The sequence below is a fragment of the Allobosea sp. TAF32 genome, assembly GCF_052113585.1.
Lineage (GTDB): Bacteria > Pseudomonadota > Alphaproteobacteria > Rhizobiales > Beijerinckiaceae > Allobosea.
In genome coordinates, this window is sequence record NZ_JBFRDM010000008.1 from 188,656 (window position 1) to 204,563 (window position 15,908).

General features: G+C 67.3%; 15 protein-coding genes. 1 reads left to right on the top strand and 14 read right to left on the bottom strand.

Annotated elements, in window-relative coordinates:
- Positions 1-16: 16 nt before the first annotated feature.
- From surE to AB4Z16_RS18040, 13 genes are all read right to left on the bottom strand, one after another.
- Positions 17-778, bottom strand: a complete 762-nt coding sequence (gene surE, locus AB4Z16_RS17980) for a 5'/3'-nucleotidase SurE (protein WP_441512728.1) — start codon at positions 776-778, stop codon at positions 17-19.
- 1 nt (position 779) lies between these two features.
- Positions 780-2,339, bottom strand: coding sequence for a serine--tRNA ligase (serS, locus tag AB4Z16_RS17985; protein ID WP_441513076.1), 1,560 nt, complete (start codon positions 2,337-2,339; stop codon positions 780-782).
- Between the two features lie 201 nt (positions 2,340-2,540).
- Positions 2,541-3,353, bottom strand: a complete 813-nt coding sequence (gene tatC, locus AB4Z16_RS17990) for a twin-arginine translocase subunit TatC (protein ID WP_441512729.1) — start codon at positions 3,351-3,353, stop codon at positions 2,541-2,543.
- Positions 3,350-4,051: a Sec-independent protein translocase protein TatB gene (gene tatB / locus AB4Z16_RS17995; RefSeq protein WP_441512730.1), complete on the bottom strand. Its 702-nt coding sequence runs from the start codon at positions 4,049-4,051 to the stop codon at positions 3,350-3,352. Before tatB ends, tatC begins: the two co-directional genes overlap by 4 nt.
- A 100-nt stretch (positions 4,052-4,151) precedes the next feature.
- Entirely contained in the window at positions 4,152-4,397 is a 246-nt protein-coding gene (locus AB4Z16_RS18000) for a twin-arginine translocase TatA/TatE family subunit (protein WP_441470671.1), read from the bottom strand.
- 81 nt (positions 4,398-4,478) lie between these two features.
- The gene (locus AB4Z16_RS18005; protein ID WP_441513077.1) at positions 4,479-5,519 is read right to left on the bottom strand and encodes an ABC transporter ATP-binding protein; all 1,041 of its coding nucleotides are present in this window, start codon (positions 5,517-5,519) and stop codon (positions 4,479-4,481) included.
- 230 nt (positions 5,520-5,749) lie between these two features.
- Entirely contained in the window at positions 5,750-6,448 is a 699-nt protein-coding gene (gene scpB, locus AB4Z16_RS18010) for an SMC-Scp complex subunit ScpB (protein WP_441512731.1), read from the bottom strand.
- Positions 6,445-7,275, bottom strand: coding sequence for a segregation and condensation protein A (locus AB4Z16_RS18015; protein ID WP_441512732.1), 831 nt, complete (start codon positions 7,273-7,275; stop codon positions 6,445-6,447). Before AB4Z16_RS18015 ends, scpB begins: the two co-directional genes overlap by 4 nt.
- 184 nt (positions 7,276-7,459) lie before the next feature.
- Complete coding sequence (gene nagZ / locus AB4Z16_RS18020; protein ID WP_441512733.1) at positions 7,460-8,470, bottom strand: beta-N-acetylhexosaminidase; 1,011 nt, start codon at positions 8,468-8,470, stop codon at positions 7,460-7,462.
- A gap of 60 nt (positions 8,471-8,530) precedes the next feature.
- Positions 8,531-9,625: a TRAP transporter substrate-binding protein gene (locus tag AB4Z16_RS18025; protein WP_441470675.1), complete on the bottom strand. Its 1,095-nt coding sequence runs from the start codon at positions 9,623-9,625 to the stop codon at positions 8,531-8,533.
- A gap of 187 nt (positions 9,626-9,812) precedes the next feature.
- Positions 9,813-11,396, bottom strand: coding sequence for an SPOR domain-containing protein (locus tag AB4Z16_RS18030; protein ID WP_441512734.1), 1,584 nt, complete (start codon positions 11,394-11,396; stop codon positions 9,813-9,815).
- Positions 11,397-11,492: 96 nt separating this feature from the next.
- Positions 11,493-13,259, bottom strand: a complete 1,767-nt coding sequence (gene argS / locus AB4Z16_RS18035) for an arginine--tRNA ligase (RefSeq protein WP_441512735.1) — start codon at positions 13,257-13,259, stop codon at positions 11,493-11,495.
- 34 nt (positions 13,260-13,293) lie between these two features.
- A complete protein-coding gene (locus AB4Z16_RS18040) occupies positions 13,294-14,547 on the bottom strand; it encodes a deoxyguanosinetriphosphate triphosphohydrolase (RefSeq protein ID WP_441512736.1) in 1,254 nt (417 codons plus the stop codon).
- A gap of 86 nt (positions 14,548-14,633) precedes the next feature.
- On the opposite strand from AB4Z16_RS18040, the gene AB4Z16_RS18045 reads away from it, so the two are divergent.
- A complete protein-coding gene (locus AB4Z16_RS18045) occupies positions 14,634-14,984 on the top strand; it encodes a HesB/IscA family protein (RefSeq protein WP_441512737.1) in 351 nt (116 codons plus the stop codon).
- A 4-nt stretch (positions 14,985-14,988) separates the two neighbouring features.
- On the opposite strand, the gene AB4Z16_RS18050 is transcribed toward AB4Z16_RS18045, so the two are convergent.
- Positions 14,989-15,870 (bottom strand): HD-GYP domain-containing protein, encoded by an 882-nt coding sequence (locus AB4Z16_RS18050; protein ID WP_441512738.1) that lies wholly within the window; start codon positions 15,868-15,870, stop codon positions 14,989-14,991.
- Positions 15,871-15,908: the final 38 nt, after the last annotated feature.

The window sequence follows — 15,908 nt, forward strand, 5'->3', positions numbered from 1 at the left end:
CCCTCCCCGCCGCCTCTCAGGCGAAGACTTGCGCGAAGCGGGTCAGCGTCGGCTCATGGGTCAGGTCGAGTTCCAGCGGCGTGACCGAGATGCGGTTCTCGGCCATGGCGCGCAGATCGGTGCCGTTCGCCGGCTCCTTGCGGCTGCGCTGGAAGGCTATCCAGAAATAGGGATTGCCGCGCCCGTCCTTGCGAGGCTCGAGCTTGACCAGCTCCTGGTCGCGCCGGCCCTGCACCGTGACGGAAACGCCCTGCACCTCGCTCGGCCCCGCATTGGGGAAGTTGAGGTTGAAGAGCACGCCCTCGGGAATGCCCTCCGCCAGCAGCCGGCGGATGATGCCGGGCGCATGATGCTCGGCGCAGTCCCAGCGGATATTGCTGCGGTCGCCGGGCGTATAGGCCTGGCTGACTGCGATCGACGGGATGCCGAGCAGCGTGCCTTCCATCGCAGCCGCGATAGTGCCGGAATAGGTCACGTCCTCCGCGACGTTGGAGCCGCGGTTGACGCCAGAGAGCACGAGGTCGGGCCGCGCCTCGGCCATCACCGAGCGCACCGCCATGATGACGCAGTCGGTCGGCGTGCCCGCCACGGCGAAACGCCTCTCGCTGATCTGGCGGAGTCTCAATGGATTCGACAGCGACAGCGAATGCGCCACGCCGGACTGGTCGCTCTCCGGCGCCACGACCCAGACATCGTCGGAGAGCTGGCGCGCGATGCGCTCCAGCACTTCCAGCCCCTCGGCATGGATGCCGTCATCATTGGTGACGAGAATACGCATCTCAGGCCGCCTTCTCGATCTTGGTCACGCCGCGCATATAGGGCACCAGAACCTCCGGCACGGTGATCGAGCCGTCGGAATTCTGGTAGTTCTCCATCACCGCGATCAGCGCCCGGCCGACCGCCGTGCCCGACCCGTTGAGGGTGTGGACGAAGAACGGCCCCTTGCCGTCCCTGGTCTTGTAGCGCGCATTCATGCGCCGCGCCTGGAAATCGCCGCAGACCGAGCAGGACGAGATCTCGCGATAGGTCTTCTGGCCGGGCAGCCAGGCCTCGATGTCCCAGGTCTTCTGCGAGGCGAAGCCCATGTCGCCGGTGCACAGCGTCATCACGCGATAATGCAGGTCGAGCTTCTTCAGCACGTTCTCGGCGCAGGCGAGCATGCGCTCATGCTCCTCGCGCGACTTCTCCGGCGCCGTGATCGAGACGAGCTCGACCTTCTCGAACTGGTGCTGGCGCAGCATGCCGCGGGTGTCGCGGCCGGCCGAGCCGGCCTCGGCTCGGAAGCAAGGCGTCAGAGCGCTGAATCGAAGCGGCAGCTCCTCCTCGGAAAGGATTGATTCCCTTGCCAGATTGGTCAGCGGAACCTCGGCGGTCGGGATCAGCCAATGCCCCCCGCCGAAGGCCTCGCCCCACTGCTCGGCGCGGGCCTGGCCGTGGCGCGCGACGGCGAGATCGCGGCGCAGCCCCTCGACGAAGGCGGTGATCTGGTCGCGCTCGTCCGGCGCAACCTTGCCGTCGTGAAGCGCCTGCATCACCGAGTTGAACGTCGCCTGCTCGAGCTTGCCCTCTTCGGACGCCCAGCTCTCCGCCAGCGATTCCCAGACCTCGGCCGCCGCACCGTGGTTCTTCAGATGCTCGGGCATTTCGAAGGCGACGGCGCGGAACTGGTCGCCGGCGAATTTCGGCAGTTGCGCCGTGCCGAACATCGCATCGTCGCGCACCAGCAGCGGCGGGTTGACCTCCGTATACCCATGCTCCTCGGTGTGAGTGTCGAGCATGAACTGCCCGATCGCCCGCGACAGCCGCGCGACTTGGGCTTGCAGCACGACGAAGCGCGAGCCCGAGAGCTTGGCCGCCTTCTCGAAATCCATCTGGCCGAGCGCTTCGCCCAGCTCGAAATGCTGCTTGGGGTCGTTGATACCCCTCAGCAGCCCGCGCTCCTCCGGCTTCACGCCATGCATATGCAGCACGACATTGTCATGCTCGTCCGCACCATCCGGCACATCGTCGAACGGCACGTTCGGGATCGCGGCGAGCTTCTCGTCGAGCGCCTCCTTCGCGGCCTTCTCCTCGGCCTCGAGCGCCGGCTGCTCTTCCTTGAGCGCCGCGACCTCGGCCTTCAGCTTCTCGGCGAGCGCGACATCCTTCGCGCCCATCGCCTTGCCGATTTCCTTGGAAAGCGCGTTGCGGCGCTCCTGCACGCCCTGAGCCTTGGCGATGGCGGAACGGCGGACATCGTCGAGCGCGAGCAGCGACGACGACAGCGGCTCCAGGCCCCGTCGCGTCAAGCCTCCATCGAACGCCGCGGCGTTCTCGCGAATCCATCTGATGTCGTACATCGTCGTCCGGCCATGCATCGCTGCGGAATGCAGCGCAGGATGCTCTAGACCGGGACGACGCGGGAGGGAACCACCGAGATCAGCATTCGGCGCCACGACCACGTCATGGTCGGGCTTGTCCCGACCATCCACGTCTTCGTTCTTCGAGAGCGAGTTTCAAGACGTGGATGCTCGCCGCAAGTGCGAGCATGACGGAAACGCCTACTCCGCCGCGTCCTCAGCAGCCTTCGCCGCAGCGCTCTTCTTCTCGACACGCCGCACCGAGAAGATCGACAGCTCATAGAGCAGCAGCATCGGGATCGCGAGCATGAGCTGCGAGATCACGTCCGGCGGGGTCAGCACTGCCGCCACGACGAACACGAAGACGATGGCGTAGCGGCGCTTGTCCTTCAGGAACTGCGAATCGATGATGCCGGCCTGCCCGAGCAGGGTCAGGATCACCGGTAGCTGGAAGGCGATGCCGAAAGCGAAGATCAGCGTCATGATCAGCGACAGGTATTCGCTGACCTTGGGCAGCAGCGCGATGCCGGCCTGGGTCTCGGTCGCAGCCTGCTGCATGCCGAGCGAGAACTTCATCAGCACCGGCATGGCGAAGAAGAAGACCAGCAGCGCGCCCAGCGTGAAAAATACCGGCGTGGCGATCAGATACGGCGCGAAGGCGGCCTTCTCGTTCTTGTAGAGGCCGGGCGCGACGAATCTGTAGACCTGCGTCGCGATCACCGGAAAGGCGAAGAAGCCGGCGCCGAAGGCGGCGACCTTGATATGGGTGAAGAGCAGCTCAAGCGGGCCGGTATAGATCAGCTGCGCATTGGCCGCGCTGCCTGCGGCCCAGACATAGGGCTTCACCAGGATGTTGTAGATCTGCGTCGAGAAGCCGAAGCAGATGAAGAACATGATGAGGAAGGCGATCAGCGACTTGATCAGCCGCGCCCTCAGCTCGATCAGATGCTCGATGAGCGGCGCGCGCGAGGCCTCGATGTCGTCCTCGCCCTCGCGAGGAGTGGCGACGCTCATGCGGAAGTCTCCTCACCCTTGGCGTCGGATGCCTTGGGCTTGCGCTTGCGGGTGGGCTTCGGCGCGTCCTGCGGTGCCTCGCTCGAAGCGACCTCCGGGAAGGGCGTATCGGGCTCTTCCGGCGCGTCCGCCACGACCTTGGCCCGCCGCGCGCGGGCCGGCTTCGTCTTCTCGACGGTCTCGCCCGCCTCGGTAGCGGGCGCAGATTCGGTAACCGGGGCGCTCTCGGCCACCAGCTCTTCCTGAGCCTTCGTCTTGCGCGTCCGCTTCGGCTTGGCCGCGGGAACTGGCTCCTCGGCGGGCGTCGGCGTCTCGGCGGCGATGTCGATCGGCGGCAGCTCCGGCGTCGGCAGCGCAGCAAGCTTTGCCTCGGCCTCCTTCAGCGCCGCGTCATCGGGCTGGGTGGCTTCACCCGCGCTCGACACCGAAAAATCCTTCGGCTCCTCGATCGGCTTGTAGTCGGTATTGAGCGCGCTCGACACCGACCCGCCGACATCCTCGACCTGTTTCTTGAGGTCAGCGAGCTCGGCCTCGCGCATAGCCTCGTTGAACTGCCCCTGGAATTCGGTTGCCATACGCCGGATACGGCCGACCGTCTGGCCGACCGTGCGCAGGGCTTTGGGCAGATCCTTGGGGCCGATCACCACCAGCGCCACCGCGCCGATCAGCACCATCTCGCTCCAGGCGATGTCGAACATCGAGGGCTCGTCCTCTCGGCGCGCCTCCGCTCAGCCGTCAAGGCCGAGGGGATCAGAACGCGCGCATCACCAAAACCGCGTCCAGCGGACGCAAGCCGCATCAGCCCTTGTGCTCGGCCTTGGCCTGAGCCTGCGCAGCTGTGTTGCTGGCCTGGGTATGATCGATCACCTTGGGATCGACATTCGTCGCGCTCGGCGTCGGCTCATCGTCCTCCGCCATGCCCTTCTTGAACGATTTGATACCCTTGGCGACATCGCCCATCAGCTCGGACACCTTGCCGCGCCCGAACAGCAGCATCACGATGACGCCGACGACGATCCAATGCCAAATGCTCACGCCACCCATGGCGAAACTCCTCCGAAAATGCCTCGACCGGGAGAAATCCCCAACCCAATCCCTGCCCGGTCGATCGCTCGGCGGCGGAACCTATTGATCTGCCGCGGGAAACACAAGGACTTCGTCGGACGGAATCTCGACGCCGACCTCATGGCCCACCGCGATCTCGTCCGACAGCGCGGCCCGCACCGAGAGCGCACGGTCGAACCCCTCCACGGCGATCAGCAGATGATCGACCTCGCCGAGGAAGCGCCGCGCGACGAGCCGCCCGGGCAGGTAGTAGCCCTTCGGCACAATCCGCACCCGATGCGGCCGGATGCACGCGATCGCCTCACTTCCCTCCGGCACCCCCGGCGCCGCGAAGCGCCCGAGCGGCGTATCGATCGCGCCTCCCGAGACGCGACCTTCGACCTCGGTAAAATCGCAGAAAAATCGGGCGGCAAAGAGGCTGGCGGGCCTGCGATAGAGCTCCTCCCCCGTGCCGATCTGGACGATGCGCCCCGCCCGCATCAGCACGATGCGGTCGGCGATGCGCATCGCATCCTCCGGATCATGCGTCACGATGATCGAAGTGGCGCCGGTTTCCTCCAGCAGCGCGGCGGTTTCGTCGCGGACGACGTCGCGCAGGCGCCGGTCGAGATTGGAGAAGGGCTCGTCCATCAAGAGCACGCCGGGGCGCGGCGCGATGGCACGCGCCAGTGCCACGCGCTGCTGCTCGCCGCCGGAGAGCATATGCGGGTAGGCCCCGTAGAAATCGGCAAGGCCGACGCGCGCGAGCGCCCTGAGCGCGGTCGCCTCCGTCGACGCGGCGCTCTGCCCGCGCAGGCCGAAGCAGACATTCTCGCCGACGGTCAGATGCGGGAACAGCGCATAATCCTGAAAGACGAAGCCGACACCGCGATGCTCCGGCTCGACGAACCGGTCCGGTGCCGAAACATCGCGCCCTTCCAGCAGCACCCGCCCCGCGCTCGGCCGCTCGACGCCAGCAGCGAGCCTCAGCAGCGTCGTCTTGCCGCAGCCCGACTGGCCGAGCAGCGCGACGATTTCGCCCGGATCGACCATAAGTGAGACGCCGGATAGCGCCGTCACCTCGCCGAAGCGCTGCGTCACGCCCTCGAAGCCGAGCGCCATCGGAATCGCCGCGCCGGCTGTCCCGCGCCGGCCCCAGCCGAGCCACCCCGCCTTGATCTCGCTGCGTGCCAATGATTGCTCCCTGCGCGGCCCAGTTTCTCAGCCCTCATCCTGAGGAGCAGCCGTCAGGCTGCATCTCGAAGGATGCTCCGGAGCGCGCTGGACCATCCTTCGAGACGTTGCTACGCGGCTCCTCAGGATGAGGGCTGAGGTACACGGCGCCGTCCGCCTCACCCCTGTTGCGGCCCGCCCTCGCCGTCGTCAAGCGGGCTGAACAGATCGCCGAGCGGGTCCTCGTCGTCGCGCAAGCCCGGATCGTCGTCGGGAACCGGCACCTGCAAGTCCCGCGTCAGGCGGCCCTCGATGAAGCCGGTTCCCTTCAACTCCTCCAGGCCCGGCAGGTCGTCGATCCGGTCGAGGCCGAAATGATCGAGGAAGCCGGGCGTCGTGCCGTAGGTCACCGGGCGCCCCGGCGAGCGACGCCGTCCGCGCAGCCGCACCCAGCCGGCCTCCAGCAGAATATCGAGCGTGCCCTTGGCGGTGGCGACGCCGCGGATATCCTCGATCTCGGCCCGCGTCACCGGCTGGTGGTAGGCGATGATCGACAGAACCTCGAGCGCGGCGCGCGACAATTTGCGCGGCGGCTCGGCCTCGGCGGCGAGCAGATAGCCAAGGTCCGGCGCCGTCCGGAAGGCCCAACCGCCGGCAACCTGGCGCAGGTTGACGCCGCGCATGGCATAGCTCTCCACAAGCCGGGCCAGCACCTGCTCGACCACGATGCCGGCCGGGATCGCCCGGCCCAAGGCCTCCGCCGACAGGGGCACCGCCGACGCGAAAAGCAGCGCCTCGACGATGCGCTGTGCCTGGGCGAAAGCTTCGACGCCGCCGCCATCCGCAGCGTCCAGAGGTTCGGCCGTCGCGGCAGTCATGAGGCATCCTTGCCGGCGAAGGGCAGAATCTGCGGCCGTGCCGAACGACGGCGCAGCTCGATCGGCGCGAAAGCCTCGTTCTGCCGCAGGTCGAGAACCCCTTCCCTGACCATTTCGAGCATGGCCGACAGGGCCGAGGCCCTGACCGTCGCCCGCATCTCCCGCGCCGGCAGGCCATGGGAGGTCATGTATTGCGTCAGATAGCTGTCCAGTTCGGTCCAGTCCCCGGCCTCGCCGATCAGTCGCTGCAACGCCTCGCGGGCTTCCACCAGCGACCAGACGACGCGATGGCCGACCGAGATATGCCCCTGCACCCGCTTCTGGCGTTGATGGGCATAGGCCGCGAGCAGGTCGTAGAGCTCGGCTTCCCAGACCGGACGGGCGCCTGCGACGATCTCCTCGGGGGCGCCGCGCGCGAAGATGTCCTGGCCCAGCCGCTCGCGCGAGGCGAGCTTGCGTGCGGCGGCGCGGATCGCTTCCAGCCGGCGCAGGCGGAGCGCCAGCGCCGTAGCGAGATCGGCCGCGCTCGGCTCCTCCCCCTTGGGCGGCTCGGGCAGCAGCAGCCGCGACTTCAGATAGGCCAGCCACGCCGCCATCACGAGGTAGTCGGCCGCGAGCTCCAGCCTGAGCGCCCGCGCCTCCTCGACGAAGGTGAGATATTGCTCCGCCAGCGCCAGGATCGAGATGCGATGAAGATCGACCTTCTGGCGGCGCGCGAGATCGAGCAACAGGTCGAGCGGCCCCTCATAGCCGTCGACATCGACAACGAGCGATGGCTCGCCTTCACGGCGCGCGGCATCCTCCTCGAATGGCAACTCGGCCGTCATGCAGGTCTGCCCTCTGCCGCGATCGAGCCTCTCGATCTCTCGGCCCTCATCCTGAGGAGCAGCATTCAGGCTGCGTCTCGAAGGAGGATCCAGTGCGCTCTGGACCATCCTTCGAGACGCCGCTTCGCGGCTCCTCAGGATGAGGGCTGAGATCTAGGGTCGGCACCGAAGCAAATTCGGCTGTTCAGGCGCTCAACGCAAGCGCGGCGGCCAATTCCGCGCGCGCAGCCTCAAGATCAATCGGCTCAGGCTCGTGCCGGATGCGGCCGAGTGCCGCCGCCGCGCGGCGTGCGCGGGCTCCGGTCATCTCCGGCACCACGCCGGCGATCGCGACCATCTCCTCCATGATGCCGTGGCAGTGCAGGATCACGTCGACGCCGGCGCGAATGGCGGCGCGCGCCTTGGCCTCGAAGGAACCGGACAGCGCCTTCATCGAAATATCATCGGTCATGATCAGCCCGTCGAAGCCAATCTCGCCGCGCATGACCTCGCGCACGATCTTGCGGGAGACGGTCGCCGGATGCTTCGGATCGAGCGCCGTGAACACCACATGCGCCGTCATCGCCAGCGGCATGTCGGCAAGGTGCCGGAACGGACGGAAATCATGCGCCCTGAGTTCGTCGAGCGAAGCATCGACGACGGGCAGGTCGTGATGGCTGTCGGCCCGCGCCCGGCCATGGCCGGGCATGTGCTTGACGACCGGCAGCACGCCGCCGGCGATCAACCCTTCGGCCGCCGCCCGGCCGAGCCGCGCCACCTGATCGGGATCATAGGCATAAGCGCGGTCGCCGATCACGTCATGGCTGCCCGCCACGGGAACGTCGAGCACCGGCAGGCAGTCCACGTCGATGCCGACACTCCTCAGGTCATGCGCCATCAGCCGCGCCGAAAGCCGGACGATCTCGCGCTGGCGGACGGGGTCGTTGATGGCGTGGAAAGCGCGCGCCGACGGGTATTTCGGCCAGTTCGGCGGGCCCATCCGCTGGACGCGCCCGCCCTCCTGATCGATCAGGATCGGCGCATGCCAGCCGACGGTCTCGCGCATCTCCGCCGTTAGAGCCGCAACCTGCTCGGGCGTCTGCGTGTTGCGCTTGAAGAGGATGAAGCCCCAGGGCCGTGCGTCGCGGAAGAAGGCCCGCTCGTCCGCAGTGAGGCTCGTGCCGAGGCAGCCGGCGATGAAGGCGCGCGATGTCATCGTACCGGGTTAGAAAGCGGCGCGGGCGCGGTCAAGAATGATCCGCGCCCGTCCATCGCGTTACTTCACCTGCTGGTAATTCTGCGCATTGAACGCGTCGAACGGCAGCTCGGCGATGCGGAACCAGAGCTGCTCCTTCTTCCAGTAGGGAAGGAAGGAATCATAGAAAGTCTTGAAGTTGGGATTGCTCGCGGCAAGCTCGCCATACATGGCGAAGGCCTCCTTGAACGCAGCCGCCATCACCTCCTGCGGGAAGGGCCGCAGCTCGGCGCCAGTGCCGGCAAGGCGAATCAGCGCATCGGGATTGTTGTGGTCGTATTTGGCCACGCACAGCGCATTGGCCTCGGCGCAGGCCGCTTCGACGATCGCCTTGTAGGAGGCTGGCAGCTCGTTCCACTTGTCCTGGTTGGCAAGGAAGCTGACATTGGCGTTCCCCTCCCAGAAGCCTGGGTAGTAGTAGTACTTGGCGACCTTCACGAAGCCGAGCTTCTCGTCGTCATAGGGGCCGGAGAACTCGACCGCATCGAGCGTGCCGCGCTCCAGCGCCGGATAGATGTCGGCGCCACCGATGGTCTGCGGCACGACACCGAGACGCGCCATGATCCGGCCGCCGAGGCCGGCGATGCGGAACTTCAGGCCCTTCAGATCCTCCAGCGACTTGATCTCCTTGCGGAACCAGCCGCCCATCTGCGCACCGGTGTTGCCGGACGGGATGGTGTAGATGTTGTAGTTCTTCATGAAGGCGCGGCAGAGCTCCAGGCCGCCGCCCTGATAGAGCCAGGCATTCTGCTGGCGGGTGTTGAAGCCGAAGGGCAACGAGGTCTCGAAGGCGAAGGCCGGGTCCTTGCCGATATAAAAGCTCGCCAGCGTGTGGCTGCACTCGACGGTGCCGTTCTGGACGGCGTCGAGAGCCTGCAGGGCCGGCACGATCTCGCCGGGCGCGAAGACCTGAATCTGGAAGTTGTTGTCGGTCGCCTCTGCGACGCGCTTCGCGACATGGGTCGAGATGCCGTAGAGCGTATCCAGGCTCTTCGGATAGCTCGAGGTCAGCCGCCAGTTGATCTTGGGCTGCGACTGCGCGATGGCGGGCGCAGCGATGGCCGCGCTCCCGGCCGCGCCCGCGCCCGCGACCTTGACGAAATGACGGCGATCCATGGGGTAACCTCCAGCTAGCAACGGCTGCCGTGATATCCTTGGCAGCCTTCTGTTGTTGGCAGGCTACTCGCACGGTCGGGGCAGTGAAACAAGCACGCCCCTCACCCCGCCATGCGCCGGTTTCAAAGCAGAACGGCGGCACCCTTCCGGATGCCGCCGCCCGATTCTCAACCTGTTCCGCGCGAGCTCAGTTCTTCGCGATGAAGCACTGCCCGCCTGCGGCCTGGAGCGCCGAGCACATCGTCGACGCATCCTCGCGGGAATAGGGTCCGACGCGCAGGCGATAGACGGTCTTGCCGCCGGCCAGCTCCGTCTTGCGGACGATCGGCGACTGGCCGCCGAGCTGCTGCGGATATTTGCGCTGCAGCGCGGCAAAGGTGGCGCGGGCTTCGGTCTCGCTGCCCGGCGCGCCGAGCTGCACCACGAAATCGCCGGTCCCGGCCCGTACCGCGGCCGTCGCCGGAGCAGTCTCGGGTGCAGCGGACGCCGGAGCGCTGGCAAGACGGGTCGGAGCCGCTGGCGTGGTCGCGGCAGGCGGTGTCGTCGCACGCTCCTGAACCTTGGGCGCGGCAGGAGCGGGCGCGGCGGCTGCGGAGCGCTGCGCACTCGCCGTGGCAGTGCCGAGCGAGCGGCTCGGGGCCGAGCCCGTCGCGATCGGCTGGTCGATTCCGGCGGGAACCGGCGTTCCATCGGGACGGATCGCGACCGTGCGGACCTTGCGCGGCTCGCCCAGTCCCGGCACCGGAGGCATCGGGATCAGGCCGGGCTCGGCCGGCGTGATGCTGCGCTCCGGCGCGCTCGGCGCGGCGGCCAGAGCCGATCCGGCACCGGGCCCCGGCATGACGACGCGGGGCGGCATCGAGCGGGCGGCCTGCTGCACGTCGACCGGCTGCTCCTCATTGTTGACCAGCTTGCTCTGGCCTTGCGGAGCCTCGGCGCTGCGCTCGTAGATCTGCTTGTTCTGGTTCGGAATCTCGGCGCCGCCCGGATTGGCGGGCTCGACCTTGACCGGGCCGCGATCGGCCGCGATCATCGGCGGCTGGCCGTCCTTGGTTGCCGAACCGCCGCGCATTGCGAAGGTCGCGCCGACGCCGACGAGGCCGACGGCGATGACCGCCGCGGCCGCCCAGAGCCCCTTGCGCGAGCGACGCGGTTCCAGATCCGGCAGATCGTCTTCGGCATATTCCTGAGCCTGAGCGCCGTGCTGGGCCTGGGCGTAGGAGTGCTGGGCCTGCGCATAGGAATATTGCGCCGGCTCTTCGGCATAGGCGGCCTGCATCGCATGGACGCCGCCTTGCTCATCGAGGTCGCGGGCCTGCACGCCGCCGCGCATCGGTGCCGGCTGGGTGTAAGGCAGCGGCTCGGGCAGATCATAATCGTCATACTGAGGTTCGGCATGAACCTGCTGCGGCGCGGCCGGAGCGGCGGACGCCTGCACCTGCCGCCTCGGCTCGGTCTGCCGCAGCAGCGCCTCGAATTCATCAAGGGCACCGCGCAGCTCGGCCGGCGGCGCAGCCTGAAGGGGCACGGCCGGCGCGGGAGCCGGCGGTACAACCTCGAAGCTCGGCTCCTGTCGCGGCACCGGCCGCGGGGCCGGCGCACGGCGATCGGCAAAGATATCCTTCAGCGGGTCGTCCTGCCCGACGATGCGGGTCAGCTCCGCCAGCGGATCGGGCGCATGGCCGGAGCGCGGCGCCTGCCCTGCCCCGCGAAGCTGGCGCTCGAGATCTTCAAGATCGAGCGCGAAACGATTCCTAGCGGGCTCACTCATGGTACGATCCATTGCAGCACGAGCCGCCTCCCCCTATGGAAAAGGCGATATCCCGCGCGGTCAACTTGACCTCGTGCGCGCCGCCGGAAATCTCCGTCAGCGCATCTCTTCCGGCGCCGCAACTCCGGCGACAGCCAGACCGGAAGCAAGGACGCTGCGCACCGCGTGCACGAACGCCAATCTCGCCAAGGTCGACTTTCGATCAGTTTGATTAACGAATCGTAATTGCGGCGAGTCTTTGCCCTTGTTCCACAATGAGTGGAAAGCGCTCGCCAGTTCGTGGACGAAAAATGCCACGCGATGCGGCTCGTGCGCCGCGGCCGCTCCCTCGATGATTCGCGGATAGGCCGCGATCGTCTTGAGAATGCCGACTTCGGCCTCGTCGGTCAGGATCGAGAGATCGGCCCCGGCCAGCGCCGCCGGCGAGAGATCGAGATCGGGGAAAACCTCGCGCGCCTGACGGAAGATCGAAGCACAGCGCGCATGCGCGTACTGGACATAGAAGACCGGATTGTCCTTCGACTGCTCGACCACTTTGGCGAGGTCGAAATCCAGCGTCGCGTCGTTCTTGCGGAAAATCATCATGAAGCGCACGGCGTCGCGGCCGACCTCATCGATGACCTCCCGCAGGGTGACGAAATCCCCGGAGCGCTTGGACATGCGCACCTGCTCGCCATTGCGCAGCAGGCGCACGAGCTGGCAGAGCTTGACGTCGAGCGAGCCCTGCCCGTTCGTCACCGCCTTCACCGCCGCCTGCATGCGCTTGACATAGCCGCCATGGTCGGCGCCCCAGACGTCGATCATCTCCGGGAAGCCGCGGACGAACTTCGAGCGGTGATAGGCGATGTCGTTGGCGAAATAGGTGTAGCTGCCGTCCGACTTCAGCAGCGGCCGGTCGACATCGTCGCCGAACCGGGTGGCCCGGAACAGGGTCTGCTCGCGATCCTCCCAGTCCTCGTCCTTTTGCCCCTTCGGCGGCGGCAGCCGGCCCTCATAGACCAGATCGCGCGAGCGCAGATCCTCGATGGTCTGGTGCACGGCGTTGACATCGCCGTCCCGCCCCTGCAGCGAGCGCTCCGAGAAGAAGAGCTCGTGGACGACGCCGAGCGCGGCGAGATCGTCGCGGATCATCGCCATCATGCCGTCGATCGCGGCCTGCCGCACGAGCGGCAGCCAGTCCCATTCGGCCTTGTCGCGCAGCGCCGGCCCGTATCGTTCGGCCAGCGCCTGCCCGACCGAGATCAGATAATCACCGGGATAGAGCCCTTCGGGGATCGCGCCGATATCCTCCCCCAGCGCCTCGCGGTAGCGCAGGAACGCCGAGCGGGCGAGCACGTCGACCTGCGCACCGGCATCGTTGATGTAGTATTCGCGCGTGACGTCATGTCCGGCGAAGGCCAGCAGGCTCGCCAACGCGTCGCCGAACACGGCGCCGCGGCCATGGCCGACATGCATCGGCCCGGTCGGGTTGGCCGAGACATACTCGACATTGACCCTGGGTTCCGGCTTCTGCGCGCCGCGCCCGTAATCCAGCCCGGCCTCGATGGCCGCCTTCAGCACCGCCGTGAACACGGCCGGCTGCAGCGTCAGGTTGATGAAGCCGGGGCCGGCGATCTCCGCCTTGGTGATCTCCGGGTCCTTCGCCAGTTCCTCGACCAGCAGCGCTGCCAGTGCCCGTGGGTTCGTGCCGGCATCCTTGGCCAGCACCATCGCGGCATTGGTGGCGAGATCGCCATGGGCCGGATCCTTGGTCGGCTCGACCACGACGCGCGCGAGATTGAGGCCGGCCGGAAGCGAGCCTCGCTCGGCGAGTGCCGAGAGCGCGGCGTGAAGACGGGCGGAATAGATCTCGAACAGGTTCATTGCGGCCACGAATGCGGAGGAAAGCCGCCCGGCCCTATCGCAGCGAGGGGGTAACGTCAAACAGACGACGGTGCTCGTCGAGCGCATACCAGTCCGTCATGCCGGCAATGTAGTCGGCGATGCGGCGCATCCGGCGGTGATCGTCGAGCCCGTCGCAGCCCGCCGCCCATTCCTCCGGCATTGCAGCAGGATCGGCGCTGAAGCGCTCGAACAGCTCGCGCACCACCTGCGCCGCCTGCTCCCGGATCGGCGCGATCCGCGGGTGCCGGTACATGTTGGGATAGAGGAAGCCCTTGATGTCGCGGTCGGCGGCCTCGATCGCTGGCGAGAAGGCGACGACAGGCGCGTCCGCGCGCCGGATCGCATCGGCGTCGGCCGGCGCCAGCGCCACGAGCCGCGCCTGCGCCTCCCGGATCACGTCCTCGACGAATCGGGTGATCACCCGGCGGACGAGCTCATTGGTCAGGCGCGGCCGCTCCAATCCCGGGTGCAATCGCTCGATCTCGCCCAGCAGTTCCGCCAGGAACGGCACGGCTCTGAGTTCGGCATGGCCGAACAGCCCGGCCCGCAGTCCGTCGTCGATGTCGTGGGCGTTGTAGGCGATGTCGTCGGCCAGCGCCGCGGCCTGCGCTTCGGCCGAGGCATAGCTGTCGAGCCAGAGATCCTGACGCTGCTGATACTCGACGATCGCGATGGGGATGCCGGCCTTGGCATAACGCGCCGTCGGCCTGCCCTCTCGGTCGAGCAACGGGCCGTTATGCTTGACGAGGCCCTCCAGTGTCTCCCAACTCAGATTAAGTCCGTCGAAATCGGCATAGCGCTGCTCCAGCCGCGTCACGATCCGGAGCGTCTGGGCGTTGTGGTCGAAACCACCGAAGCCGGTCATGCACTCTTCCAGCGCGTCCTCGCCGGTGTGGCCGAAGGGCGTATGGCCAAGGTCGTGCGCCAGCGCCAGCGCCTCGGCCAGGTCCTCGTCGAGGCCGAGCGCGCGCGCCAGGGCGCGGGCGATCTGTGCGACCTCGATCGTGTGGGTCAGCCGGGTCCGGTAATGGTCGCCTTCGTGCGACACGAAGACCTGTGTCTTGTGCTTCAGCCGGCGGAAGGCGGTCGAATGGATGATGCGGTCGCGATCACGTTGGAATTCGCCGCGCGTCGCGGAGGCCGGCTCGCCGACGAGCCGCCCGCGGCTCATGCTGGAGCGGCAGGCATAAGGCGCGCGCCAGCGCTCTCCCGGCTCGATGCCGGCAGCGAAGGAAAAGCCGAAGGGTGGGCTCTGTGGATCCGGCATGGCAGCCCCGTCGCGGCGCCGTGCTTGTAGAGGCGCTGCGGGGCCATTACCTTTCAGGACAACCAGGGTGCAAGGAGCATCTGCCCATGTCGACCGATCTTGCGGTCAACCCGCGCGGCATCGCGGTCACCGCAAATGCCGCGAAACGAATTCTCTCGGTGATGGCTCAGGAGCCGCCGGGCTCGATGCTGCGCGTCAGCGTCGCCGGTGGCGGCTGCTCCGGCTTCCAATATATCTTCGACGTCGACCGGGAGCGGGCGCCGGACGATCTCGTCATCGAGCGCGACGGCGCGACCGTCCTGATCGACGAGACCTCGCTCGATCTGCTGGAGGGTTGCACCATCGACTTCGTCGACGACCTGATTGGTCAGTCCTTCCGCATCACCAACCCGAATGCGACGAGTTCCTGCGGTTGCGGAACCTCCTTCGCCGTCTAGGTGCCTAGCCCGCGGTTCCGGACAGCCGCGTCGGCATTGCTCTCGTCTCGATATGCCGTCCGAGGCGGGCGGCCGAGGCGGCGACGATCACCTCGCCAAAAACCCGCACCAGATCGCGATCGAGCTTTCCCGCCATCCCGACCAGCACGGCATAGGCCTCCTCCGGGGGCATCGGCGGCTTGTAGGGGCGCCGCTCGATCAGGGCCGCATAGATGTCGCAGATCGTGATCATCCGCACCGGATCCGGAATCTGGCCAGCGTTCAGCCCGTGCGGATAACCTGATCCGTCGAGATATTCGTGGTGTGAAAGCACCACAGCCAGAATCATCGGCGCGTATCCACCCTGCGCGACCAGCATATCATGGCCAATCTTCGGATGTTGCCAGATGGTCTCGCGCTCCTCCGCCGTCAGTCCGCCGGGCTTGCGCAGAATCGCGAGCGGAATCCGCGCCTTGCCGATGTCGTGAAGCACGGCCGCGCCGGTGATGAGCCGCCGATCGGCCTCGCCGAAGCCGAGGCGGTGCGCAAAAGCGGCCGCCAGCCCCGAGACGAGCAGGCAATGCTGATAGGTGGCGTCGTCATGTTGCCAGACGAGATCGAGCCACGCGTCGAGGTCACCGCCTTCCGCCGCGCGATTGAGCGCCTCGACGCTGCCGTTGATCGCCGCTGCCGGCAGATGTCCCCCGGTCGCAGCCGCATCGAGCAGATCGCCGAGGGCTGCCGAGGCTGCGATGAAACGGCCCTGGAGCCCGGCGCCGGTGCTCGTCGGGGCGGCCGAGCCGAGCAGATGGCCGACCCTGTCCAGCAGAACGGAGCGAGGCGCGTCGACGGACAGCACCTCGCGCGCACCGAGTGCGTGAGCCTGCGTCTGGGAACGCGGCGACATGTCTCCCAGCAAGAAAAGGCAGGGCGCTCCGGCGAGTC